The sequence below is a fragment of the Bradyrhizobium sp. CCBAU 51745 genome, assembly GCF_028128715.1.
Taxonomy (GTDB): domain Bacteria; phylum Pseudomonadota; class Alphaproteobacteria; order Rhizobiales; family Xanthobacteraceae; genus Bradyrhizobium; species Bradyrhizobium manausense.
The window spans coordinates 355,929-380,300 of the sequence record NZ_LBJP01000007.1 but is presented as its reverse complement, the minus strand read 5'-3'; the positions used below and the strand labels follow the sequence as shown (position 1 = coordinate 380,300).

Below are 24,372 nucleotides of genomic sequence, written 5' to 3'. Positions count from 1 at the left end.
TAGGATGTCATGCCCCGGCTTGACCGGGGCATCCAGTACGCCGCAGCGGGTGTTGTGGGAGCGAGCTATCCGACGAAGGCCTCTGGAATACTGGGTCGCCCGGTCAAGCCGGGCGACGACCAGAGGAGATGGCGTCTTAAATCAATGCGCCGCCGACGCCGTCTTCTTCGTCGCGACCGGCTTCGGCGCGGGCTTGGTGGCCGCCTGCGGGGCGCTGTCCCAGCCGCCGGCGGGCGTCGCCACGTTGACGGCGTCGTCGGGCTGCGGCTCGGCGCTGAAGGTCTGGATCGCGAGCTTGGCGGCGGCGAGCGATTGCGGGTCGAGGCGCTTGGCGACGTCGTCGCGCTTGCCGGCCGCATCGGCATCGCCCTGGGCGGCCGCCAGGCTGAACCATTTGTAGGATTCGGCGAGGTTCTGCTCCACGCCGATGCCGCGGGCATAGAGGATGCCGAGGTTGAACTGGCTGTCGGCGACGCCGCGGTCGGCGGCTTTGCGGAACCACTGCGCCGCGCTCTTGTAATTGGCGCCGCGTCCGCCACCGTCGGCGTCGAGCACCGCGAGATTATGCATCGCCTTGGCGTTGCCGCGTTCGGCCGCCTGCGTGTAGTAGCGGCGGGCGATGTCGGCGTCCTTCTTCACGCCCAGGCCCTTCTCATAAAGCGTGCCGAGGCGGAAGGTTGCGGGCACCACGCCGGCCTGCGAGGCGCGGTCGTACCACTTGGCGGCTTCGTCGTAATTCGCAGCGACGCCCTTGCCCTCGGCAAAGCGCACGCCGATCTCGTAGGCCGCGGTCGCATCGCCCTTCATCGCAGCGACGCGCAAAGCGGGACCGGCGATGCCGTCAGGCAGCTTCTCGCTCGGCGGGATCTGGACCACGCCGAGCCGCGCGCGGCTCGTGCCCGACAGCGCGCCGGTGACGTCGCCGTTCGCCGCGGGCGGAAGCGGCGCTGCTGCGGGCGCGGGTGGAATTTCGACGGAAGCCGTGCTGCCGGAGCTCGCCGCCGGCGCGGCATTGTTCAGGGACTGCTTGCCGATCGGCGTCGGTGAGGTCATCGACGGCGTGACCTGCTCGGGCGGCTTGCTCTCGACTGGCGGCGGCGCCTGCGGTGCCTGTTGGCTGGTATTCTCCATCGCCTGCGGCGCCGGCGGCACGCTGCCGCCTTCGAGCAGGTTCATCGCCATCTTGAAGGTGCCGAGCACGATCACGACCACGCTGGCGCCGACCAGCAGCGAGCGGATTTTCGAGGTGATGGTCGAGCCGCCTTCCGAAGCGGCGGCCTGGGCCTTGCCTTGAGCCTTGTCCTTGCTGCGCGCCGCGATTGCGGCCTTGACGCCGCGGGCGGGCTTTTCCTGTGGCTGCGCGGCGGCGGCCTGCGCGGCGCGGCGCGCGGCTGCGATGAAGCTCGACGACGACACCGGCTCCTTGGGCGCAGCCGGGATTTCGCTGATCGCGCTTTCGGACGCGGCAATGCGTTCGGACGGCGTGGCGGGGCGGCCGCCCGGACGCGTGCCAGGCTCGAGCGGATGATCCGGCGGCAGTTCGGGCGCGATCGTGGCGCGCGCCGGGGCCGTGTGCGGCTCGAGGATCTCGCTGATCGCGCGCGGTGGCAAAGGCGGTGTAGCTTGCTGCGCCACCGGCACCGGCGGCGGCGCGGAGGGTGCGGCGGCATGGAATTCGCGCGGCGCGGCGACGAAGCCGGAATGCGCATGCGGCTGGCCGGCGGGATTGGGCAGCTCGGGCTTCGGATCGTATTTCGGCTGCGACGGCTGAGGCTGCCATTGCTCGCGCGCCATCGGCGCCGGCTCGACGGGAGCCGCCATCGGCAATGGCGCGGCCACCGGCATCGGCGCAGGCGCGCCCCCCCCCCCCCCCCGGCGCGGCGCGCACCGCGCGCAGGTCGCCCTCGATCATGGCGAGGCGATCGACAACGTGGCCGAGCGTGTTGTGCACGGCCTCCAGCGAATCCTGGGTGCTGCGGTTGGTCTCGGCCTGGCTGAAGCGGATGTCGGACAGCTCGCGCCTGACGAGATCGACCATGCCGGAATCGGGCGGCGGCGCTGAATTGCGGCTCTCGGCCAGCGCGGCATAGGTCGCCTGCTGCCGCTCGAGGTGGTGCAGGATGTCGTGCAGCCCGTCCTCGACACGGCTGAAATTGCCGCCGCGCTGATCCGAGGCGGCCTCTAGCCGCTCCAGCAGATAAGAGACGCGCTGCTCGAGATGCGCAAAGGTCGAGGCGGAGTCGTTGCCGACCTGCATGCGGTCCAAACGGTCGGACAGCGCGCGGATCGCGGCTTCCAGATGCTCGGTGCTCTCGGCAGGCGCCGGCCGCTCGCGCGTTTCCAGCGCGGCCGTGAGCGCGGCGATGCGCTGCTCCAGCACCGCAAAGCTGTCGCCGCGGTCCGAGGCGCGATTGAGCTGATCGACCTTGGATGACAGCAGCTGCACGTCCTCGGCGAGGCGGGCCAGCGCTTCGTTGGAAGCGACGTTGGAGACGATGCCGCGCAGCGCCGAGATCGCGCCTTCGAGCTGGCGCACCGTCGAGGGATCGTCATTGGCGCGCAGGATCAGGTCGAGCTTGGCGCCGAGATTGCGGATCGCCTCGTCGTAGCCGGTGAGCTGCTCGGCCGGCGTCAGCGTGCGCAGCACTTGCTTGATGTCGGAGAGGGCGCGCTCGATGCCTGACAGCACCTGGCCGTCGGTGCCGCTGGAGCGGGTCTCGTCGATGCGGCGGTGCAGCGAGCGGATCTCGTTCTCGATCGATTCGATCGCGCGCCGCGGCATCGCCTCGGTGATGACGTTGCGGATCTCGGCAAGCTCGGCGCGGAAGCCGTTGATGGCCTGCTCGGTATGGTCAGGCCGCTGCAGCGACTCGATCTGGCTCGTGATCTTGAGCAGATGGCGCTCGAGCGCGGAGAAATCCGGCCCCGCCTGCGGTGGCGGCGGAGCATAGACAGACGCAGACGGAGCGATCGGCGGCGCGGCGCGCGACGGCACCTGCCGCGGTGCGAATCCGTCAAGCTCGCCCTGCCGTGCGGTGATCTCGGCGACCGCGACGTCGAACGAGGCGGGACTCAGCGGCGGCGAGTTGCGATAGACCTGCGCGGCCGCGCGCTCGACCGCATCGGCCTGGCGATGGCGCGTTTCAACGGGTGAGGGCGCAGGCGTCGCGCGTGGCGCCGGAGGCTGCTGCGGCTGCGGTTGCTGCGGCCGCGAGATCTGCGACAGGCGGGCATCGAGCCGCGAGATCGCATCGTTGAGCTGGCGGGCCACGCCCTGCTCGCGCGAGACGTCTCTTTCACGGGAAGAGTCTTGGCGCGGCGCGGCGGGCTTCGAAATCCGTTCGATCTGCCGGGTGATCGCGTCGAGCCGCTGATGGATGTCGGCGACTTCGCGACTCGCCTGACCAATTCCTTGGTTCTGAATGTCCTGCTGCTGCGAACGCGGATCGTGACGTTGATCCTGACGCGGCTGCTCGTAAGGGCTGCGAAAATTCGGCGGCGCAGTCTCGCCGAGCGTGGAGTTCAGCCAATCGTTGAGTGACATGCCGGCACGGCGGGCAGCGGCTTCGGCCCGCTCCCTGACGGATGGATCGATACCGTCAACACTCCACGATACGCGCGAATTCATGACTCTGTCCGGTTCCGACTCCGCGCCCCACCCGACGCCTCCAGTCTCCCCACGCGTGCCGCTTGCGAGACAATCGAATTCGGCGCGGGTCGTCTGCCTCGAAGTCTGACTTTTGTCGGTTACGGTAAATAACGGGTTAAGGAAGCCGTCGCCGGTGTCTTAAAGTTGGGCGGCGGGAACCCGGGGGAAGTTGGGCGGTGGGAAACCGGGGAGTCTTGCAGCGCTCATTGGTGGCCCAATAACCGGTGTCATGCCCCGGCTTGACCGGGGCATCCAGTACCCCGCGGCTTTTCGATCCTAGCCGCCCCGTCTCGGAGTAACTGGATCGCCCTTGCCCCTCCCTAGAGCGGCACGAGGTCGACATGCATGACGGCGGCGCATCCTGCGTCGACCGCGCGGAGACAGCGGGTGATTGCTTCATCAAGCCCGTTCGGATCGCTCACCCGTTCGCCATGAGCGCCGAAGGCACGGGCAATGTCGATGAAATGCCGCTGCTCGTCCTGGCGTCCGGTCCGAAGCCTGGACAGGAACGCGTCGGCCCGCTGCGCTTCTCCGTCGGGATAAACCCGTTGAACTGCGGCCTTGACGGCCTGCCAGCCGCCATTGTCGAGAATGACGGTGAAGATCGGCAGCCGATATTGCTGCGACACGGCGTAGACGGTATCCGGCGCGGCGAAGTGGAAAGCGCCGTCGCCGACGACCTGCACGATCCGGCGCGCCGGATTGGCCAGCTTCAGTCCGAGCGCCATGCCGCCGCTGAAGCCGAGCCCGCCGCCGGCCAGACCCACATAGGTCAGAGGCTTGGTGCGGCGCAGCTGCTGCTGCAGGACCGGTGCGTTGCGGACGGCCTCGTTGAGGACGACGTCGTGTTCCGACAAGAGTGCCTGCAGCCGCGAGAAAAGGAAGGCGGGATTGATCGCGCCCGATTCGCCTCTTTCCGTGGCCGCGGCTCGTCGCCTCGCCTGGCCGGCCTCGCGCAGTGGCTCCCAGCTCTCGATCCGGCGACGCACTTTCCTGCGATAGTCGTCATCGGCGCGCGCTTCGACGACCTCTAACACCTGTTGCAGGATGATCGCCGAATCACCGGCGATGCGCAGGTCGGTGGCAAAGCCCCACATCGGGATATCGGCCTTGAGCGGATCGATGTCGATCTGGATCCAGCGCAGCCCATCCGCGGCCCTCACGGACTGCGGGACGAAGGGCACGTCGGTATCGACGAGCAGGCCGAGGTCGGCATGGGCGACCAAGGCAGAGGGATCGCCGCCGGCGAAGCACGGCGAGTCCTGGGGAATGTTCACCGTCACCGGATTGAATTCGGCGACGCGGATGCCGCAGGCAAGCGCCAGCCGTTCGAGCACCGCGACGGCATCTGGATTGCGGCCGAGATAGGCGGTCAGCGCGATCGGATTCTCGGCCGCCATCAGCGCTTCAGCCACTTCATGCGCCCGCGCCGGTTCGATCCCGCCGGCCTTGACCGAGCCATACCGCGCCGGCGGGTAAGCGGGCATTTGCTGCGCGTCCCAGTTCTCCGCGAGGGTCTCGCGGGGCAGCATCATGTAGACCGGCCCCGGTGGATCGCTGTGCATGAACGCCGCCGCACGTGCCAGCGCCTCCTTCACGACCACGCCCGATGGCAGCGTGTATTCCCATTTCACATAAGGACGTACGATGCTCGCCTGGTCGAAGCTGTCCTGGACGAAGTGGACATAGGTGTCGCGCGATCCCCTGAGCTCGCCATGCAGGGTGAACGGAGCCCGGCCCGCCAACAGCAGGACCGGCAGCCGATAGCGAAACAGATTCTGGATCGCCATGCACGCATTGGCGGTGCCGGCATCGACGTGGACGAATACGGCCTGGCCGCGGCCTGTTGCGAACGCATAGCCGGCTGCCATGTGAACCGCGACCACCTCGTGCGGACACAGGATGATCTCGGGATGCCGCCGTCCCTCTTTGTCCCAGCGCGCGATCTCCTCGATCAGCGAGACGTGGTCGGTGCCGAGATTGGCAAAGATGGTGTCGACCCCGAGGTCCATGAGGGCCTCGAGGAAGTAGTGCGCGGTGCTGTAGGTCGGCATCAGATGGCCGCCTGCGTCGCCGTTCCTGCCACGATGTACCAGGTCACCAGCAGCCCACAGATCAGGGCTCCGGGCAGTGACGTGCCGGTACGTCGCCATGTGAAGGTCGAGATCACGGCAATCGCCGCAAGGAGCGGGATGAACTGAATGCCGATGATGGTCGAGAGCGGCACGACCGGCGAGGCCGGGAACGGATTGATCAATTTTCCGCCAAACCACATCGCCAGATATTGGCCGCCGATCAGAATGAAAATCCCGAGCGAGAGCACCAGAATGGTCGTGACATAGTGACCCATCGCCGGCGCATCGAGCCGGCTGAAATTGGCGTGCAGCGCGCGCAGCGCGACGACAAAGAAGAGCGTAAAGGGAACCAGATAGATCAGCATGATCATCAATTGCGTCGCACTCGGCATTTTGAGCGCCACGACCCAGAAGCGAAAGTCGATCTTGAACAGGAGGTCGGCAAGCCACACCGCCAGAACGCCGACAGCGACCGTCGCCAGTGCGATCAAGACGGCCGGCCCCGCAACACCCTTGCGAGTGATGCGCCGCGGCACGAACGGCAGCAGCGCCAACGTAATCACCGTGTTGAGGAGCGCCCAGGTCGCGATCTGGGTGGTGAAAACCTGCGGGAGGACGCGCGATGCCGGCAGCCACGCATTTCCGATCGCAAAGGCGGGATAGTAAGTGATCGCAGGCAGCAGCGCAGAAATCCAGAACACGGCCCACCAGCGTCCGCCTTTTGGCAATTCGGCACTCGTCGCATCCGAAGGGACCGGCCCGGTCCGAAGCGAAGCAAAGGCCGAAGAGGCCAGCAGCAGGTCGAAGGCACCGAGCAGCAGAACAAGGAAGCCGATGAGGGCGATCAATGTGCCGATCTCCTTGCGGAGCCAGATCTGATCGGCTGGCGGCAGCGGCGTGCCGCCGGCGAGCGTCTTGCTGAACCAGTCGAGGCTGTCACCGATGGCTTCGTGCGAGAAATGATCGGCCGGATGCGTGATGGCCGGGGTGTAGAGAACCCGCGCAGTGCCTTTGCTGATGTCGCCGTAAATCCTGCCGGGCTCGATCGGTGCCGCAGCACCGAACACGGCGGCAAGCTTTTCCGACCGAGGAACATTCCCGGCGTACTCGCTGCCCCACATGATCAGCGCGAACTCGTCGTATTGCGAGAACACCACGGCGAGGTTGCGCGGCCAGGTCGGGGTGCCATCGGCTGCAAAAGGCTTTCCGGTGGACGAGCCCTCCAGCACCAGCGACTTGTAGGCATCCGGCATCGCTGCAGCCGCAGCAAGAATCGTCCAGCCGCCCATGGAGTGGCCTTCAAGGCCGATGTTCTCCTTGTCGACATAGGGCAGGCTACGCAGATAGGCCAGGCCATCGGGACCACCGAAGCCGTGCGCGAAAGCAGGCGGATCACTGTAGCCGTGGCCGGTCTGGTCCAGTGCAACGACGACATAGCCGCGTCTGGCGAGCTCGATCGCAAAACCGTCCTGCGTCTCGCGCGAGTTGATGTAACCATGGACCGCGAGAATGCCGGGGGCGGGGCTTTTCTCGCTTGCATTTCGCGGAATATAGACCAGGGCGCTCATGGTATTGCCCGCGGCGCCCTTGAAACGCACGTCTTCGATACGAATGCCATTGGTCGTCTGAGTGAAATGCGCCAGCATCCCACCCAGCAAGATGAGAACGGCTCCTATCGCAGCCATCGTCCCTCGACGCATTGTGTCCCCCCGTTTGAAACAAGAAAGCCGTATTTCCGATCAAGCAATTTGAGCAGCCGCCGCTTCTCCCGCAGAATCGTGCTCACGACTGGCCGGGTCGGAAGCTGCTCCCCGCAATCGCTCAAGCAGCCGATCAGGATCCCGCGGCGCCGCCATGCCGCGCCAGGCAATGTGCGTATCCGGGCGCACCATCAGCAGATTCTCGGCAAAATCGAATCCTGCCCCAGCCCGATCGACGTCGAGCACCGTGAGGGGGACGCCCGAACGCGCAGCTGCGTCCAGCAGCGGTGCGGCATCGATGGTTTGATCGAATCGCACCAGCGTATAGGCGGGGCCGAGCGCATCGAGCAGCGAACGTCCGTCAGCCAGCCAGACATGCGGCGCGCGGGCGCCCGGCACGGTCGAGGCTGTGAAGCTGCCCATGCTGTAGGGCGGCGGCGCCTCGCCGTCATAGGCAATGATCGGCGACCGGTCGTAGTAATAGCCGAAGTTCAGGCCTGCGCAGCAATATTGCTGGACGTTGAGATCGTAGGCGGCTTGCCCCACCTTGCTGCGCGCGGCATCGCCTGCCTCGCCGTCGATCTCGACCTCGGGCGGCACCGCGCGGCGTTGCCCCATCACGGCAAGGGCATGGTTCATCGCGAAATGCGAGACCTGCTCGGTGATCGGCTGGCGCTCGGCCTCGTAGGCGTCGAGCAGCGCAGGGCTCGCCCAGCCCTGCAGCACGGCCGCAAGGATCCAGCAGAGGTCGACGGCGTCGGCGATGCCGGCATTCATGCCGTAGCCGGCATAGGGAATCCACAGATGGGCTGCATCACCGCAAATGAACGCACGGCGATCGCGGAAGCGATCGGCGACCAGGCGTCGCCCGACCCAATCCTCCTTGCTGATGATGTCGTATTGGAAGCGATCGTCGACGCCAAGAATGGTGCGCAGCGCCCAGTCGCGATCGACGCTGTCGAACTCGAGCTCATCAGGCGCGAGATGGTTGTGGATCAGCCAGAAGTCGCGGCCATCGATCGAAACAGTCGTGCCGCAGCGGCGCGGATTGAGCGACATGGTCATCCAGGCCGGCTTCTGGGTGATCAGATCCTTCAGCGCGGGAGCGTGGATGTAGGTGGACTGCACCCGCTGCACGACGTCGGTGCCTGACAGCCGCGAGCCGATCAGCCTGCGCACGGTCGAGCGGCCGCCGTCGCAGCCGATCAGATAGTCGGCCGCGATGGTGATGGTCTGGTCATCATCCAGGGCCTGCGCCCGCGCAACAACGCCGTCTGCGCCCTGATCGAAATGCGCGACCTGAACGCGATTGAGAATCCGGATTCCCGGCCGGGCCTCGGCGGCCGCGAACAGGATCGGCTCGAGATAGATCTGGTTGATCCGGTGCGGCGGCTCGGGCGTCGGCCAATCGGTATCCGGGCCGCCGGTCGCGGTGTAGCGATCGGCGCGACAGGGAATCGGGATCCGCGTCAGCTCGCGACCGACCACGGCGGTGCGATAGGCGCAGTCGTTCGGGAAGTCGGCCGGCAGTCCGCCTTCGCGCACCGCGCGGACGATGCCGAGGCGGCGGAACACCTCCATCGAGCGCGCGGAGACGTGGTTGCATTTGACGTTCGGTGGCTCGCCTGCGCGGCGGATCTCGGCGACGACAACGTCGATGCCGCGGGAGGCGAGATCCATGGCGGCGGTCAAGCCGACTGGCCCCGCGCCGACGATCAGGACCTGTGTCTGGATGTTTTTCATGTCATCTCTTCTCTGGCGTGTTCTCGCGCTGGCTCAGGCGCGCTCGGGCACCGAAAGCTCGTCATGCCGAGGCTGGCCGCTGAGCGCGCCGCCGCGGCGCATGCTGAGCAAGGCAAGGCCAAGGATCACCAGCGCGGAGCAAAGCTGCGGCACCGCGCTGGTCTGGAACAGCGACGGGACGCTCCAATGCGCGGCGAGCATCAGTCCGCCGACGGTCACGCCGAGAATCGAGCCTAGACGGCCGATGCCGAGCGCCCAGCCGATTCCGGTGGCGCGGATATAGGTCGGATAGAGCCGCGCCGCATAGGCGTTGCAGCCGATCTGGCCGCCGATGACCGCGACGCCTGCAATGAAGACCGCCGGCACCAGGATCGGCAGCACGGCTCCGGCAAATCCAATGGTCACGATCGAGACGAAGCCGGCGACATAGGTCAGGAACAGGACACGATGGAAGCCGAGCCGCTCGATCAGCAATCCGAGCGCGACCGTGCCGACCATTCCGCCGAGCTGGAACGCGATCCCGACGGCGATCGCGGCCTCGACGTCGAGGCCGACGCCATGCGTCAGCGTCGGCAGCCAGCTGTTGAGGAAGTAGATGTCGAGCATGTTCATGAAGAACATGATCCACAACAGCAATGTCGGGACGAGCCGCCGGTTGGCGAAGAGCTGCGGCAACAGGAATCCCTTGCCGCTTTCCTCGACGACGGCGAAGCGTGCGTCCTCCGCGAACTTTGCCGACGGGTCGATCTGCCCGAGGAGTGAGCGGACGCGGCCGCTGTTGCGCTCGTCGAGCGCCAGCAGCGACAGCGATTCCGGCAGCCATACAATCAGGACCGGGCAGAGCAGGAGCGGAAGGACGCCACCGATCACGAAGATGCCCTGCCAGCCGTAAGCCGAAATCAGCCTGGCCGCGACCGAACCGCCGATCGCCGATCCCAGTGACACCGTCATGAACATCAGCATGATCAGCAGCGTCCGGCGGCGCTGCGGGGAATATTCGCCGGTCAGTGCGATCGCATTCGGCAGGACGCCACCAAGACCGAGGCCGGTCAGGAAGCGCAGGACCACGAGGTCCTGAACGCTTCCGGCCCTGCTGGTGGCCAGCGAGCCCAGCGCAAAGACGATCACGCCCGCGATCACCAGCCATTTGCGACCGAAATAGTCGGCCAGCGCGCCGAACAGCAGCGAGCCGATCATCACACCGAACAACGAGGCGCCGAAGACAGGACCAAGCGCGCCGGGTGCCAGATGCAGGTCCTTGCTGAGCGCCGGCGCGACGAAGCCGAGCGCCTGGGCATCGAAGCCGTCGAGCCCGATCACGAGGGCACACAAACAGATCGCGCGAATCTGGAAGGCCGAAAGCGGACGGTCGTCGATGTAACGGCCGATGTTGATCGTCTGCGCCAAATCTCCCTCCCCTGTATTTCGTTTTTCCGACGATATCAGCCGCGTGGATGGCGATCGCGGTCAGAATTATCTTGCACACCCCAACTCTTTCGATTAGCCACAAAATTCTCATAAATTCATGAGGTCGCCTTATGAATCCGACCATGCGACAGCTGGAGGCGCTGGTCCTGGTCTATCGCCTCGGCAGCATCACCAAGGCGGCGGCCGAACTGCGCGTGACGCAGTCGGCGATCAGCCTCCTGATCCGGCAGATCGAGGAGAACTTCCAGGTCAAGATGTTCGATCGGACGACGCGCGCACTGCACCCGACGGCTGCGTGCAGGGAAGCGATCCCCGCGGCGGAGCGGATCCTGTCGAGCGCACGAGGCCTCGCGCAGCATATGCGCGACCTCGTCGAAGTCAGGTCGGGGCGGATCGCACTCGCGGTCTCCGCCGGCGTGGCCTCGGCCTTGCTTCCGCGCATCCTGGCCAGGTTTCGGTCCCGCTATCCCGAGGTCAGGATCGACCTGTTCGATGTCGCTCCGGACGAACTGCTGCCGTTCGTCATGGCCGGCCACGCCGAGTTCGGCATCGGCAGCTTCGAGGACGATGGCACATCGGAGGCGCGGATCGAAACGCTGATGGAAAGCCCGCTCTCGGCGATCGGCATCAGGAACGGCCGGTTCGAGAAGCGCCGGCGCCTGACCTGGGACGAGCTCGCCGCCTCCGACCTGATCACCATGCGCCGCGGAACGCGAATCCGGACCCAGATCGACGAGGCCTTGGGCCAGACGGGCCAGGAGCTCAAGCCGGCCCTCGAAGTCTCGCTCATCACGACGGCCCTGGCATTGACCGCGGAGGGGGCCGGAATCAGCATTCTGCCGGCGCACATGCTGCCCAAGGCGCAGTTTCCGACCCTTGCGGCCGTTGCGCTGAGCCAGCCGATCGTCAGGCGGCATGTCTCGCTGCTCAGCCGGGCCGACTTTACACTCTCGCCCGCAGCGGAACAGTTCGCCGAAATCGCCCGGCGCGGCTTGTCGACAAAGTAGCTACCTGAGCGCCGACGCCTCATCCCGATCGGATCGCTCGTTAAGCCTTCACCGATCTAGATGCGGTAATGGGCCCTGCTCCGAGCAAGGGGTCATGATGGTGGCTGTCCCCCGATAGATGATGAAACGGGGTCACGACTTGAGTCGGCCCCAAGCATCTAGAGACGGAGGACAGCCGTGGAGAACTATGCCGGAATTGACGTGTCATTGGAACTGTCGAGCGTGTGCGTTGTGGATGCCCAGGGTAAGATCCTGAAGGAAGCGAAGATCGCGAGCGAACCCGACGCCTTAGTCGACTTTTTCGAGAGGCTTGGCTTTGCAGTAAAGCGAATTGGGCTGGAAGCGGGGCCGCTGTCGCAATGGCTGCATGCAGGCTTGAAAGGAGCGGGGCTCGAGGCGGTCCTGCTCGAGACGCGACATGTTAAGGCCGCATTGTCTGCAATGACGGTGAAGACTGATCGCAAGGATGCCCGCGGGATCGCCCAGTTGATCCGGATGGGATGGTTCCAGCCGGTACACGCGAAGTCGGTCGGCGCCCAGGAGATCCGGGCACTCCTGATCGCACGCAAACAGCTTCTCGGGCGACTTATCGATGTGGAATTAAGTATCCGAGGGATTTTGCGCGGCTTCGGGCTGAAGGTTGGCCCGGTGACGCGGAGGAGTTTCGAAGCGCGGATTCGAGAGTTGGTTGCAGGCCAGGCGACATTGGAGCGCATTGCTGGTGCGATGCTTTCGGCACGATCGGCCCTGAAGGCAGAATACGGAAGACTACACAAGGCTGTGCTGGCAATTGTGCGTGATGATGCAGTCTGCCGCCGGCTTATGACAGTACCAGGCGTTGGTCCCCTGGTGGCCATCACCTACAAATCGGCGATTGATGATCCTCATCGCATTGTAAAGTCAAAGGCAGCAGGCGCGCTGTTCGGGCTCACGCCAAAGAAATATCAATCGGGAGAAAAGGACGTCACGGGCGGAATCACGCTGGCCGGCGATGAGACGGTGCGGACGGCCTTGTATGAAGCCGCCAACGTTCTGCTATCGCGCATCACGCGGTTCTCAAAACTCAAACGCTGGGGGATGGACGTCGCCAAGCGGAGAGGCTCGAAGCGCGCAAAGGTCGCCTTGGCACGCAAGCTCGCAGTGATCCTGCATCGGATCTGGGTCGATGGCACGACTTACCGATGGGCCGAAGCGGGCTCAATCGCAGCATAGAAGACGTGGAGGAGATCAAGAACGCAACCGGGATGAACTGAAGCCCGGTGCCCGAAGTCCCGTCGCCGGGACGGTGGATGCGGTGAAGCCGTTACACGCCCAGTGGCCGTCGTCCGACGAACCACGCGTATCTAGATAGGCTCACCGCTCCCTCTGACAGCATGATGTGGCGGCCAGGCGTTGACCACGGACAGAAGCATGAGCTCGGCGACGAGACGTTCACTCGGGAGGCTTGACATCATCGGGCCCATTACAGAAGGGCATGTACTCATAAATCCCCACGTCCGCTCTGCCTCCAATCGCGGCTGAAATGCCGGCTTTGGTCAAGAGCGGCCCCAAAACGGTCCGTGCCATAGGTCCGTCAAAACCGGTTGGCGCTTTGGTACTCGCAATCCTACCAGTAACGCCACCGTTTGGACGGCCCCAAATGCCCATGGCAGCTCCTTGGAGGGTGCCATTGGAACGCTATCGCTTCACAATTTGGGACGCCGACTCTTTCGAATACGTGGCCGAGTGGGAATACATCAGCGCGCTGGCTGCGGAAGCGGAGGCGACACAGGTTGCCAAGGAATTGTCGGAAGGCGATGACACCTGGCACGGCGGCTGGATTTCGGTGGAAAATTCGCGCGGCTATGAAATCGCGAAGGTGCCGATCGGCATCGGAAGAACGCTCACGAAGTCGGATCCGTTCGGCTGAGATCCCGGGAAGCGATCCGAAGGTCGAACTCATATCCACCCGCCTGAGGAGGCGGCAGCCCGCCGGACGTCGTCGGCCGACTGATTGCGACGCCGACCGGCGCGGGGCCCATCGGCTATTTTGCGAGTTCCCTGCTTATGGTAACGATGGCCGCTAAACCGCGCCGCATAAGACGTGTGACGGATATCAACGCGCTGCGACATCGGCGCCGCTATGGACATATCCATGCCGGGTGCTCCGCCCTTCCCGAACAGGGGTCGCAAAGCGAATTCTGTTCCGTCGACGGCCCTGGCCGAGGCGCCAGGCGGTGATTCCGCGCTGCGCCACACGGGCATTCGCTTCATGGGTGATATGCCGTGGGGAACTCATGTCTGCCTGTTCTATGAAACTCCCCAGGATCTGCTCGACACCGCCGTTTGCTATTTCGAAGCGGGGTTAAGGAGCAACGAGTTTGGCGTATGGGCCGTCTCCGATCCGGTTTCGCTGGAGCAGGCGGAGGAAGCCCTGCGGCGCGCCATTCCGCGTTTTGACCGTTATCGAGAGGCGGGGCAGATCGAACTGATCGCAGGCAGCGAGTGGTACCTTGAGGGCGACGAGTTCGATCTTCAAAAGATCACCGGCGGCTGGAGCGAGAAGCTCAGCGCGGCCCTGGCCAAAGGCTACGATGGCGTGAGGGTGAGCGGAAATGCGTTCTGGATAGGAACGAAACATTGGAAGGAGTTCTGCGAGTACGAGCACGAACTCGATCGCTCTCTCGTCGGGCAGAAAATGATCGTGCTCTGCACCTATTCGTTTCAATCCAGCAGGGCCGTCGACATGCTTGACGTGGCGCGTGCGCATCAATGCTGCATCGTGCGACGGAAAGGCAATTGGGAATTTCTCGAGACGCCCGAACTCAAGCAGGCCAAGCGGGAAATCAGGAGGCTAAATGGCGCGCTGGATATCCTGTCGAAACCGTTCCCCGGACATCAGATTTTGACTCCCAAAGAACGTGTTGCGCTGGCTCAAATCATTCGGGGTGCCTCCAGCAAGGAGGCCGGACGGACACTAGGCATCAGCCCGCGCACCGTCGATTTCCATCGCGCCAATCTCCTGAAAAAGCTCGGTGCCCGGAACGTCGCCGATCTCGTCCATAAAGTTCTCGGCGAATAATGCGAGCCAATGGCCCGCTTCCCTCGCCGTCGGTGCCCTCAGCCCTTCTCCCGCTTGCCATCCTCCAGCGGCACCACGGTGCCCTTGCCTGACATCGCCGACAGCGCCTCGAGCGCCTCCTCGCAGAAATCCGCCACCATCTGCTCGTGCCGCGCGCCGAGGCGAAGCAGCAGCAAATTGCCGAGGTCGAGCCGGCCCTCCGCCGTCCCGTCGGGAAAACGCTTCTTCAGGATGCGCTCGTAATTGGCGTGCCGGTCGCGGTGATGCTCCAGCCGGTCCATCAGATCGGTGCGGATCGGCTCGATGTCGATGCTGTCGAGCGCATGCAGCCGGACCAGGAGATCGTCCTTGATCGAGGGCGGGGTGCTCGGCCGCGCGGCCCAGTGCCGCAGCGCTGTTCGGCCTTCGGGAGTGAGCGTATAGATGAGCTTGTTGGGTTTGCCCGTCTGCACGACCTCGCGGCCCTGGATGTAGCCGCGGTCGCGCAGCTTGGAGAGCTCGCGGTAGATTTGCTGGTGGTCGGCCTTCCAGAAGAAGCCGATCGAGGAATCGAACGTCTTGGCGAGCTCGTAGCCCGTCATCGGACGTTCCGTCAGGCATGCGAGGATCGCGTCGCCCAGCGCCATGTGACCTGCCTCCCTGTATTCTGAACCAACCAGCTTGACTTTATGCGCATCGGCGCATATGCGTCAATGTGCATATGAGGTGGGGCTCCAGACCCCCGGACAAGCGACCTTGGCGCTACTGTGCATGGGGTTGTTTTCGCGTTTTTGCCAAAGCCCTTTGGGAGGCACCTGACAATGACCGGCCTCGACTCCTGGTACGCCTACATGACGTCCCACGACAGCAAGGCGTTGTGGGAGCTGCTGCATCCTGACGCGGTGTTCGAAAGCCCTGTGGTGCACACCCCGCAGCGCGGGCGCGACATCACCTTCAAATACCTCGCCAGTGCCGAGAAGGTGCTCGGCGGTCCCGGCTTCAGCTATGTCGGCGAATGGCGCAGCGCCAATGGCGCCGTGCTCGAATTCAAGACCATGATCGACGGCATCGAGATCAACGGCGTCGACATCATCAGCTTCGATAGCGAAGGACGCATCACCCATTTCAAGGTGATGGTGCGTCCGCTCAAGGCCATCAACATGCTGCACCGCCTGATGGCGGAGCAGCTCGCCGCTGCCCAATCCTGATTCAGCATCATCACTTTCCAAGGCCTGCCGGGAGACCACCATGCCGATCTACAAAGCCCCCGTCGAAGACGTGAACTTCCTGCTCAACGACGTCTTCCAGATCGACCGCTACGACAACCTCGCCGGCTTCTCCGATGCCTCGAGCGACGTGCGCGAGGCGATCCTGGGCGAAGCCGCCAAGCTCGCCGAAGAGGTGCTGCAGCCGCTCAATCGCGTCGGCGATCTCGAAGGCTGCAAGCGCGCCGATGACGGCAGCGTCACCACGCCGAAGGGTTTCAAGGAGGCGTTCAAGCAAGTGGCGGAGGGCGGCTGGCTCGGTCTTTCCGCGCCGACCGAGTTCGGCGGCCAGGGGCTGCCGGTGACGCTCAGCCAGGCCGTCAACGAATTCCAGATCTCCGCCAACATGGCGTTCTCGATGTATGGCGGCCTCACCATGGGCGCGACCGCCGCGCTGCTGGTGCATGGTTCGCCGGAGCAGAAGCAGACCTACGTGCCGAAGATGATCGCCGGCGAGTGGACCGGCACCATGAATCTCACCGAGCCGCATTGCGGCACCGATCTCGGCATGCTCCGCACCAAGGCAGTGCGCCAGGCCGACGGCTCCTTCAGGATATCAGGCACCAAGATCTTCATCTCGGCCGGCGAGCACGATCTTGCCTCCAACATCATCCACCTCGTGCTGGCCCGCATCGAGGGCGCACCCTCCGGCATCAAGGGCGTGTCGCTGTTCGTCGTGCCGAAATTCCTGGTGAATCCCGATGGCTCGGTCGGTGCCCGCAACGGCGTCGTCTGCGGCTCGATCGAGCACAAGATGGGCATCCACGGCAACTCGACCTGCGTGATGAACTACGACAACGCCACCGGCTGGCTGATCGGCGAAGAGAACAAGGGCATGCAGGGCATGTTCGTGATGATGAACGAGGCCCGGCTCGGCGTCGCCGTGCAGGGCCTCGCGCAGTCCGAGGTCGCCTATCAGAACGCGGTGGCCTATGCGCGCGAGCGCATCCAGGGCCGCGCGCTCACCGGCGTGAAGGCGCCGGACAAGCCGGCCGATCCGATCATCGTGCACCCCGACGTGCGCCGCACGCTGCTCTCGATCCGCGCCTTCAACGAGGCCGCCCGCGCCTTCGTGATGTGGACCGCGCTGAAGAGCGACGTGGCTCATCGCTCCGAGGATCCGAAGGACCGCCAGGCCGCCGACGATCACATGGGCCTGATGACGCCGGTGCTGAAGGGCTTCCTCACCGATTACGGCTTCGCCAACGCGGTGCAGGCGCAGCAGATGTATGGCGGCCACGGCTACATCGCCGAGCAGGGCATGGAGCAGTTCGTGCGCGATGCACGCATCGCCATGATCTATGAAGGCGCCAACGGCATCCAGGCGCTCGATCTCGTCGGCCGCAAGCTGCCGCGCGACGGCGGCCGCGCCATCATGGCCTTCTTCGGCGAGGTCATGGCCTTCGCCAAGGAGAACGGCGGCGACGAGGCGATGAAGCCCTTCATCACCCCGCTCTCGACCTCGCTTGGCCATCTGCAGCAGGCCACCACCTGGCTGATGCAGAACGCGATGATGAAGCCCGATAATGCGGGAGCGGCCGCAACCGACTATTTGCATCTCTTCGGCTTCGTCGCGCTCAGCTACATGTGGGCGAAGATGGCGAAGGTCACGCTGGCCAAGATTGCCGAGGGCGGCGCGACGCCTTATCTCTCGACCAAGCTCGTCACCGGCCGCTTCTTCATGGAGCGGATGCTGCCGGAGACCGCGGCCAATCTCGCGCGCATCCAGTCCGGCTGCGCCACCATCATGGAATTGCCGGCGGAAGCGTTCTGAGTCGGCTTCCGCATCATCAAAATTCGAACAACAGATCAGGAGGGCGTCATGCCTGAGGCATTCATCTACGATCACGTTCGCACCCCCCGCGGCCGCGGCAAGCCGGACGGCGCGCTGCACGAAGTCACCGCGCTCGCGCTCGCCACCGTGCCGCTGAAGGCGCTCAAGGACCGCAACAATTTGCCGGAAGATTCCGTCGACGACGTCGTGCTCGGCGTGGTCGATCCGGTCGGCGAAGCCGGCTCCGACATCGCGCGCTTTGCCGCGCTGAAAGCCGGCCTCGGCGAAGCCGTGCCCGGCGTGCAGATCAGCCGCTTCTGCGCCTCCGGCTTGGACGCCGTGAACTTCGCGGCCGCGCAGGTGATGAGCGGCCAGCATGAGCTGGTGATCGGTGGCGGCGCTGAATCGATGAGCCGCGTAGGCATCGGCGCCTCCGGCGGCGCCTGGCCGATGGATCCCTCGATGGCCGTGCCGGCCTATTTCATGCCGCAGGGCGTCTCGGCCGATCTGATCGCGACGAAGTACGGCTTCTCGCGCGACGACGTCGATGCCTACGCCGTGCAGAGCCAGCAACGCGCGGCCAAGGCCTGGGACGAGGGCCGCTTCAACAAGTCGGTGGTGCCGGTGAAGGACATCAATGGCCTCACCATCCTCGCCAAGGACGAGCATATGCGTCCTTCGACGACCATGCAGTCGCTGGCGCAGCTGCAGCCGTCGTTCACGATGATGGCGCAGATGGGCGGCTTTGACGGCGTCGCGATTCAGTCGCACCCGGAGATCGAGCGCGTCAATTACGTGCATCATGCCGGCAACTCCTCCGGCATCGTCGACGGTGCCGGCGCCGTCCTGCTCGGCAGCAAGGAAGCGGGTGCCAAATACGGCATGAAGCCACGTGCAAAGATCCGCGCGTTTGCGAATATCGGCTCGGAGCCGGCGATGATGCTGACCGGTCCGGTCGACGTCACCGAAAAGCTGTTCGCGCGTTCCGGCATGAAGAAGTCGGACATCGACCTGTTCGAGCTCAATGAGGCTTTCGCCTCGGTCGTGCTGCGCTACATCCAGGCCTTCGACATCGACAACGCCAAGATCAACGTCAATGGCGGCGCCATCGCGCTCGGCCATCCTTTGGGGGCCACCGGCGCGATGATCCTCGGCACCGTGCTCGACGAGCTCGAGCGCACCAACAAGTCCACCGCCCTGGTCACGCTGTGCATCGGCGGCGGCATGGGCACGGCGACCATCATCGAGCGCGTTTAGCTAGCTGCCGTAGGGTGGGCAAAGCGAAGCGTGCCCACCACCTGTTTCGATCGGAGAAAGATGGTGGGCACGGCGCAAGAGCGCCTTTGCCCACCCTGCGAGATCACAGTCAACCGCCGCGCCTGCATTCGGCTGCGGCACGAGGAGCAACCAACATGGCTTACAAGAACTTCAAGGTCGAGACCGATACCGACGGCGTCGCGCTCGTCACCTGGGACATTCCCGGCCGTTCGATGAACGTGCTCGACGAGACCTCGACCAGCGAGCTCGAAGCGATCGTCAAGGAAACGACCGCTGACGCCGCGGTGAAGGGCGTCGTCATCACCTCCGCCAAGGAGGCGTTCTGCGCCGGCGCTGATCTCTCCATGCTCGAAGGCATGAACCAGGCCTACGCAAAAGTCCTCAGGGAGCAGGGCGAGACCGCGGCGAACCAGATGCTGTTCGACCAGAGCCGTCGCTTCTCGCAGGTGCTGCGCGGAATCGAAACGTCAGGCAAGCCGTGGGCGGCGGCGATCAACGGCCTCGCGCTCGGCGGCGGTTTCGAGATCACGCTGTGCTGCCACTATCGCGTGGCCGCGGAGAATCCCAAGACGCGTCTCGGCCTGCCCGAGGTCAAGGTCGGCCTGTTCCCCGGTGCTGGCGGCACGCAGCGCGTGCCGCGGCTAGTGCCGCCGCAGGACGCCATGACGATCCTGCTCAAGGGCGATCCCGTTACCATCGACAAGGCGAAGCAGCTCAACCTCATTCATGCCATCGTCCCCGCCGCCGATCTCATCAAGGCCGCGAAGGACTGGATCAAGGGCGGCGGCAAGGCCGTCGCGCCCTGGGACGAGAAGGGCTTCAAGCTGCCCGGCGGCCCGGTGTTCTCCAAGGCCGGCATGATGATGTTCCCGGCCGGCAACGCGATCTATCGCCGCGAGACCTACGACAACTATCCGGCCGCGCGCGCCATCATGAGCTGCGTCTATGAAGGCCTGCAGCTGCCGATCGACGCGGCGCTTCGCGTCGAGTCGCGCTACTTCACCTCGGTGCTGCGCTCCAAGGAAGCGGCCGCGATGATCCGCAGCCTGTTCCTGTCGATGCAGGAGCTCAACAAGGGTGCGCGCCGTCCGAAGGACGTAGCCCCGACCAAGGTGAAGAAGATCGCCGTCATCGGCGCCGGCTTCATGGGCGCCAGCGTCGGCTACGTCTCGGCCCGCGCCGGGCTCGACGTCGTCCTGATCGATCGCGACCAGGAGAGCGCCGACAAGGGCAAGGCCCATGCCCAGAAGGTGATCGAGGACCAGATCAAGAAGGGCCGCGCCAAGCCCGATGATGCCGAGAAGCTGCTCGCGCGCATCACGCCGACCGCGGACTACGCGGCCCTGAAGGACGTCGATCTGGTCATCGAGGCCGTGTTCGAGGACCGCAAGGTCAAGGCCGAGACCTTTGCCAAGGCGCAGGACTATCTCAAGCCCGACGTGATCTTTGCCTCGAACACCTCGACCCTGCCGATCACGTCCCTGGCCGAGAACTTCAAGGACCAGGGCAAATTCGTCGGCATTCACTTCTTCTCGCCGGTCGAGAAGATGATGCTGGTCGAGATCATCAAGGGCAAGAACACCGGCGATCTCGCGCTCGCGACCGCGCTCGACTATGTCCGTCAGATCGGCAAGACGCCGATCGTCGTGAACGATTCCAGAGGCTTCTTCGCCAACCGTTGCGTCGGCCGCTACGTCGCCGAGGGCAACGAGATGTTCCTGGAAGGCGTGCCGCCGGCGATGATCGAGAACTGCGCCAAGATGGCCGGCATGCCGGTCGGTCCCCTCTCGCTCTCGGATGAGGTCGCGCTCGATCTCGGCCTGAAGATCATGAAGGCGACCGAAGCCGATCTCGGCCCCAACGCCATCAACCCCGACCAGAAGAAGCTGATGGTCGAGATGGTCGAGAAGCAGGGCCGCCTCGGCCGCAAGAACAAGATGGGCTTCTACGACTATCCCGAGGGCAAGGGTCAGAAGAGCCTGTGGCCGGGTCTCTCCGCGCTGCAGCCGAAGCAGCTCGATCCTGACACGCTCGACGTCGAGGAATTGAAGCAACGCTTCCTGGTGGTGCAGGCGGTCGAGGCCGCGCGCACCGTCGAGGATCACGTCATCACCGATCCGCGCGAAGCCGATGTCGGCTCGATCCTCGGCTTCGGCTTCGCGCCGTTCACCGGCGGCACGCTGTCCTATATCGACTTCATGGGCACGAAGACCTTCGTCGAGCTCTGCCACAAGCTCGAGGCGAAATACGGCTCGCGCTTCACGCCGCCCAAGCTGCTCGAGGAGATGGCGGCGAAGGGCGAGACCTTCTATGGCCGTTTCGCGCCGAACAAGGCGGCTGCTTAAGGCACTCGTAGCCCGGATGGAGCGCAGCGAAATCCGGGAAGAGTTTGTCAGTCGCGAAAGCCCTCCCGGATTGCGCTTCGCTCCATCCGGGCTACGCGGCTGTCATCCCGGAGATGCGCGCGCAAAGCAACGAACATCCGGGGTAATGGGTCCTGGCTTTCGCCAGGACGACGCTTGGATGGATCGCAGCAAACCGAAAAAGGCCGGATCGTCGATCCGGCCTTTCGCGTGTTCGCATCTTGTGCGGGCTCACTTCGCCTGCGCCAGCCCTTCCTTGGTCAGCGCTTCCTGCACCTTCGGCCGCGCGGCGACGCGGGCCTTGTAGGCGGAGAGGTTCGGCATTGCCGAGAGGTCGAACTTCATCCGGTCGGCCCAGGTCAGCATGGTGAAGAGATAGCCGTCGGCGACCGAAAACTGCTTGCCCATCAGGTAGTCCTTGCCGGCGAGCTGGCTGTCGATGTGCTTCAGCTTGCCCATGACACGGTCCTTGAAGAAGGCCTTGGCGTCGTCGTTCAGCGCCGGCGCGAACATCGGGCCGAAGCTCTTGTGCACCTCCGAGGTGAGGAAGTTCAGCCATTCGAGCAGCTTGTAGCGTTCGGAGCTGTCGCGCGCGGGCGCCAGCGCCTTGGCCGGAACCTTGTCGGCGATCATCTGGACAATGACCGGGCCTTCGGTCACGATCTCACCGTTATCGAGGCCCAGCGCGGGGACCTGACCCTTGGGATTGACCTTCAGATAGTCTTCACCGTTCTCGAGCTTCTTGGCCCGGATATCGACCTTGACCAGCTCATAGGGCAGGTCGGCCTCCAGAAGCGCGATATGGGGCGACAGCGAGCAGGCGCCGGGCGCGTAATACAGTTTCATGGAATTTCCTCCTCTTGAGGCTTGGTAGGGGCGAAAGAACGCCTACATGCACCTGCATGCAATAGTCAAGATTGATGCAGGTGCATCGAGTGGGGTAAGAAGCGGACGACGAGCTTGAGCGGGACCATGAAGCGCAAACCATCGACCGAGGCAACCAGTGCCTGGATCCGCCTGATGCGGGTGCAGAGCCGTGTGCTGGACTGCGTGGAGCAGGACCTGAAGAAGGCCGGGTTCCCGCCACTGGCGTGGTACGACGCGCTGCTCGAATTGTCGCGCGCGCCGAGTGGCGAATTGCGGCCGGTGGAGCTCGAGCGGCAGATGCTGATCCCGCAATACTCCACCTCGCGGCTGATCGACCGCCTGGTCGACGAGGGGCTCGCCTCCCGGCGTGAATGCAAGATCGACAAGCGCGGCCAGTTCGTCGAGATCACGGAGGCCGGCCGCGAATTGCAGAAGCGGATGTGGGGCGCCTATTCGGCTGCGATCGAGAAATATGTCGGCTCGAAGCTCTCCGACGCCGATGCCGTCAAGCTCAGCGGTCTGCTCGACCGGCTGGGATGCTCGTGCGGCGAGATGAAGCTGCCCGTCGTCAACGTCAACGAAACCACGCCGTCGCGATGACCGCGCGGCAAACCAGCTCGTCCGTGCACCCCAAGGGGTCCGCGGACCATCCCGTCACCCGCGCGCCTTCGATCGAAGCGCCCTTTTGATTAGAGTTTGATATGGCGCGAGACCAGATCGATATGACGCCGCTGCAATCACGCAACGAACTCGTTGCGTGGTTCGAGGCCGGCTGCAAGCACCCGTCCGAATTCCGCATCGGCACCGAGCACGAGAAGACGCCGTTCACGCTCGAAGGCCATCGTCCCGTGCCGTACGAAGGCGCGCGCGGCATCGGTGCGCTGCTCGAAGGCATGAAGCTCCTGCTCGGCTGGGAGCCGATCATGGAGAAGGGCAACATCATCGGGCTCTACGACGTCACCGGCGGCGGCGCGATCTCGCTGGAGCCCGGCGGCCAGTTCGAGCTGTCAGGTGCGCCGGTCGAGAACGTGCACCAGACCCAGAGCGAGCTGATGGCGCACCTGGCGCAGGTGCGCGAGATCGCTGCCCCGCTCGGTATCGGCTTCCTTGGGCTCGGCATGACGCCATCCTGGTCTCGCGCCGACATCCCTGTGATGCCCAAGGGCCGCTACAAGATCATGACCAATTACATGCCGAAGGTCGGTCAATACGGCCTCGACATGATGTACCGGACCTGCACGGTGCAGACCAATCTCGACTTCTGCTCGGAAGCCGACATGGTCAAGAAGCTGCGCGTGTCGCTGGCGCTGCAGCCGGTTGCGACCGCGCTGTTCGCCAATTCGCCGTTCACCGAAGGCAAGCCGAACGGCTTCCTGTCTTTCCGCTCCGAGATCTGGCGCGATACCGACAATGCGCGGTCAGGCATGATGCCGTGGGCGTTCGAGGACGGCATGGGTTTCGAGCGCTATGTCGACTACGCGCTCGATGTGCCCATGTATTTCGTCAAGCGCGGCGAGGAATATATCGACGTGTCGGGCTCCTCGTTCCGAGCCTTCTTCGAGGGCCGCAACAACAACCTTCCCGGCGAACGTCCGACGTTGTCGGACTGGGCCAATCATCTCTCGACGATCTTTCCCGAGGTGCGGCTGAAGCGTTATCTCGAGATGCGCGGCTCCGACGGTGGCCCATGGGGTCGGCTGCCGGCACTGCCGGCGTTCTGGGTCGGGCTGCTCTATGACGGTGCGTCGCTCGATGCGGCCTGGGATTTGGTGAAGCACTGGACCGCACACGAGCGTCAGGCCCTGCGCGACGATGTGCCGCGCTTCGGCTTCAAGGCCCGGATCAAGGACCGCTATCTGTTCGAGATCGCCAAGGAATGCCTCGTTCTGGCACATGCGGGCCTGCGGCGGCGAGGCCGCATCGATGCCATTGGCCGCGACGAAACCCGGCATCTGGAGCCGCTGGATCGCATCATCGATTCCGGCCGGACACCGGCCGAGGACATGCTCGAGAAGTTCAACGGCCCCTGGAAGGGCTCGGTGGAACCGGCCTACGCGGAGTACGCGTTCTAGTTTTGGGCAAATAGGCCGACGAGCAGATTCGGGACCGTTCATCGGCCGTACAGGTTTGCGGCGATCAAATGACCGGCCGAAAAAACCTGAGCGTCGTCAATAACTCGAAAG

General features: G+C 64.6%; 16 protein-coding genes and 1 pseudogene. 10 read left to right on the top strand and 7 right to left on the bottom strand.

What is annotated here, in order from left to right:
• Positions 1-141: 141 nt before the first annotated feature.
• The 5 genes and pseudogenes from XH98_RS09035 to XH98_RS09015 all read right to left on the bottom strand — a co-directional run bounded on the left by XH98_RS09035 (position 142) and on the right by XH98_RS09015 (position 10,574).
• Positions 142-3,628 (bottom strand): annotated as a pseudogene (locus XH98_RS09035) (hypothetical protein).
• Between the two features lie 341 nt (positions 3,629-3,969).
• The gene (locus tag XH98_RS09030) at positions 3,970-5,703 is read right to left on the bottom strand and encodes a thiamine pyrophosphate-requiring protein (protein ID WP_271618400.1); all 1,734 of its coding nucleotides are present in this window, start codon (positions 5,701-5,703) and stop codon (positions 3,970-3,972) included.
• The gene (locus XH98_RS09025) at positions 5,703-7,409 is read right to left on the bottom strand and encodes an alpha/beta hydrolase (RefSeq protein WP_271618399.1); all 1,707 of its coding nucleotides are present in this window, start codon (positions 7,407-7,409) and stop codon (positions 5,703-5,705) included. Before XH98_RS09025 ends, XH98_RS09030 begins: the two co-directional genes overlap by 1 nt.
• Before the next feature lie 54 nt (positions 7,410-7,463).
• Entirely contained in the window at positions 7,464-9,167 is a 1,704-nt protein-coding gene (locus XH98_RS09020; RefSeq protein WP_271618398.1) for an FAD-dependent oxidoreductase, read from the bottom strand.
• A 33-nt stretch (positions 9,168-9,200) separates the two neighbouring features.
• Positions 9,201-10,574: an MFS transporter gene (locus XH98_RS09015; protein WP_271618397.1), complete on the bottom strand. Its 1,374-nt coding sequence runs from the start codon at positions 10,572-10,574 to the stop codon at positions 9,201-9,203.
• 131 nt (positions 10,575-10,705) lie between these two features.
• Here XH98_RS09015 and XH98_RS09010 point away from each other — a divergent pair, with 131 nt between their 5' ends.
• From XH98_RS09010 to XH98_RS08995, 4 genes are all read left to right on the top strand, one after another.
• Positions 10,706-11,602 (top strand): LysR family transcriptional regulator, encoded by an 897-nt coding sequence (locus tag XH98_RS09010; RefSeq protein ID WP_271618396.1) that lies wholly within the window; start codon positions 10,706-10,708, stop codon positions 11,600-11,602.
• A 177-nt stretch (positions 11,603-11,779) separates the two neighbouring features.
• A complete protein-coding gene (locus XH98_RS09005) occupies positions 11,780-12,814 on the top strand; it encodes an IS110 family transposase (RefSeq protein WP_271618395.1) in 1,035 nt (344 codons plus the stop codon).
• 457 nt (positions 12,815-13,271) lie between these two features.
• Entirely contained in the window at positions 13,272-13,511 is a 240-nt protein-coding gene (locus tag XH98_RS09000) for a DUF6894 family protein (protein ID WP_271618394.1), read from the top strand.
• 225 nt (positions 13,512-13,736) lie between these two features.
• Positions 13,737-14,663, top strand: coding sequence for an MEDS domain-containing protein (locus XH98_RS08995; protein WP_442868561.1), 927 nt, complete (start codon positions 13,737-13,739; stop codon positions 14,661-14,663).
• Between the two features lie 38 nt (positions 14,664-14,701).
• Here XH98_RS08995 and XH98_RS08985 read toward each other — a convergent pair whose 3' ends face one another.
• Complete coding sequence (locus XH98_RS08985; protein ID WP_057746008.1) at positions 14,702-15,289, bottom strand: PadR family transcriptional regulator; 588 nt, start codon at positions 15,287-15,289, stop codon at positions 14,702-14,704.
• 174 nt (positions 15,290-15,463) lie between these two features.
• Between XH98_RS08985 and XH98_RS08980 the strand changes: the two genes are divergently transcribed.
• The 4 genes from XH98_RS08980 to XH98_RS08965 all read left to right on the top strand — a co-directional run bounded on the left by XH98_RS08980 (position 15,464) and on the right by XH98_RS08965 (position 21,304).
• On the top strand, positions 15,464-15,850 hold the full coding sequence (locus XH98_RS08980; RefSeq protein ID WP_271599071.1) for a nuclear transport factor 2 family protein: 387 nt from the start codon (positions 15,464-15,466) through the stop codon (positions 15,848-15,850).
• A 40-nt stretch (positions 15,851-15,890) separates the two neighbouring features.
• Positions 15,891-17,681, top strand: a complete 1,791-nt coding sequence (locus XH98_RS08975; RefSeq protein ID WP_271618393.1) for an acyl-CoA dehydrogenase C-terminal domain-containing protein — start codon at positions 15,891-15,893, stop codon at positions 17,679-17,681.
• 48 nt (positions 17,682-17,729) lie between these two features.
• Positions 17,730-18,938: an acetyl-CoA C-acetyltransferase gene (locus XH98_RS08970; RefSeq protein ID WP_271599073.1), complete on the top strand. Its 1,209-nt coding sequence runs from the start codon at positions 17,730-17,732 to the stop codon at positions 18,936-18,938.
• A gap of 155 nt (positions 18,939-19,093) precedes the next feature.
• Positions 19,094-21,304: an FAD-dependent oxidoreductase gene (locus XH98_RS08965; RefSeq protein WP_271618392.1), complete on the top strand. Its 2,211-nt coding sequence runs from the start codon at positions 19,094-19,096 to the stop codon at positions 21,302-21,304.
• 249 nt (positions 21,305-21,553) lie between these two features.
• On the opposite strand, the gene gstA is transcribed toward XH98_RS08965, so the two are convergent.
• A complete protein-coding gene (gene gstA, locus XH98_RS08960; protein ID WP_271599075.1) occupies positions 21,554-22,168 on the bottom strand; it encodes a glutathione transferase GstA in 615 nt (204 codons plus the stop codon).
• Positions 22,169-22,294: 126 nt separating this feature from the next.
• On the opposite strand from gstA, the gene XH98_RS08955 reads away from it, so the two are divergent.
• Positions 22,295-22,789 (top strand): MarR family winged helix-turn-helix transcriptional regulator, encoded by a 495-nt coding sequence (locus tag XH98_RS08955; protein WP_057746026.1) that lies wholly within the window; start codon positions 22,295-22,297, stop codon positions 22,787-22,789.
• Between the two features lie 101 nt (positions 22,790-22,890).
• Positions 22,891-24,261, top strand: coding sequence for a glutamate--cysteine ligase (locus XH98_RS08950; protein WP_057746029.1), 1,371 nt, complete (start codon positions 22,891-22,893; stop codon positions 24,259-24,261).
• The last annotated feature ends 111 nt before the right edge of the window (positions 24,262-24,372 follow it).

Excerpts from the sequence above, each read along its gene's own strand:
- XH98_RS08995 (WP_442868561.1), top strand. The coding sequence starts at position 13,737 with ATGCCGGGTGCTCCGCCCTTCCCGAACAGGGGTCGCAAAGCGAATTCT.
- XH98_RS08975 (WP_271618393.1), top strand. The coding sequence starts at position 15,891 with ATGCCGATCTACAAAGCCCCCGTCGAAGACGTGAACTTCCTGCTCAAC.
- XH98_RS09010 (WP_271618396.1), top strand. The coding sequence starts at position 10,706 with ATGAATCCGACCATGCGACAGCTGGAGGCGCTGGTCCTGGTCTATCGC.
- XH98_RS08970 (WP_271599073.1), top strand. The coding sequence starts at position 17,730 with ATGCCTGAGGCATTCATCTACGATCACGTTCGCACCCCCCGCGGCCGC.
- XH98_RS08985 (WP_057746008.1), bottom strand. The coding sequence starts at position 15,289 with ATGGCGCTGGGCGACGCGATCCTCGCATGCCTGACGGAACGTCCGATG.
- XH98_RS08955 (WP_057746026.1), top strand. The coding sequence starts at position 22,295 with ATGAAGCGCAAACCATCGACCGAGGCAACCAGTGCCTGGATCCGCCTG.
- XH98_RS09030 (WP_271618400.1), bottom strand. The coding sequence starts at position 5,703 with ATGCCGACCTACAGCACCGCGCACTACTTCCTCGAGGCCCTCATGGAC.
- XH98_RS08965 (WP_271618392.1), top strand. The coding sequence starts at position 19,094 with ATGGCTTACAAGAACTTCAAGGTCGAGACCGATACCGACGGCGTCGCG.
- XH98_RS09020 (WP_271618398.1), bottom strand. The coding sequence starts at position 9,167 with ATGAAAAACATCCAGACACAGGTCCTGATCGTCGGCGCGGGGCCAGTC.
- XH98_RS08950 (WP_057746029.1), top strand. The coding sequence starts at position 22,891 with ATGGCGCGAGACCAGATCGATATGACGCCGCTGCAATCACGCAACGAA.
- XH98_RS08980 (WP_271599071.1), top strand. The coding sequence starts at position 15,464 with ATGACCGGCCTCGACTCCTGGTACGCCTACATGACGTCCCACGACAGC.
- XH98_RS09025 (WP_271618399.1), bottom strand. The coding sequence starts at position 7,409 with ATGGCTGCGATAGGAGCCGTTCTCATCTTGCTGGGTGGGATGCTGGCG.
- gstA (WP_271599075.1), bottom strand. The coding sequence starts at position 22,168 with ATGAAACTGTATTACGCGCCCGGCGCCTGCTCGCTGTCGCCCCATATC.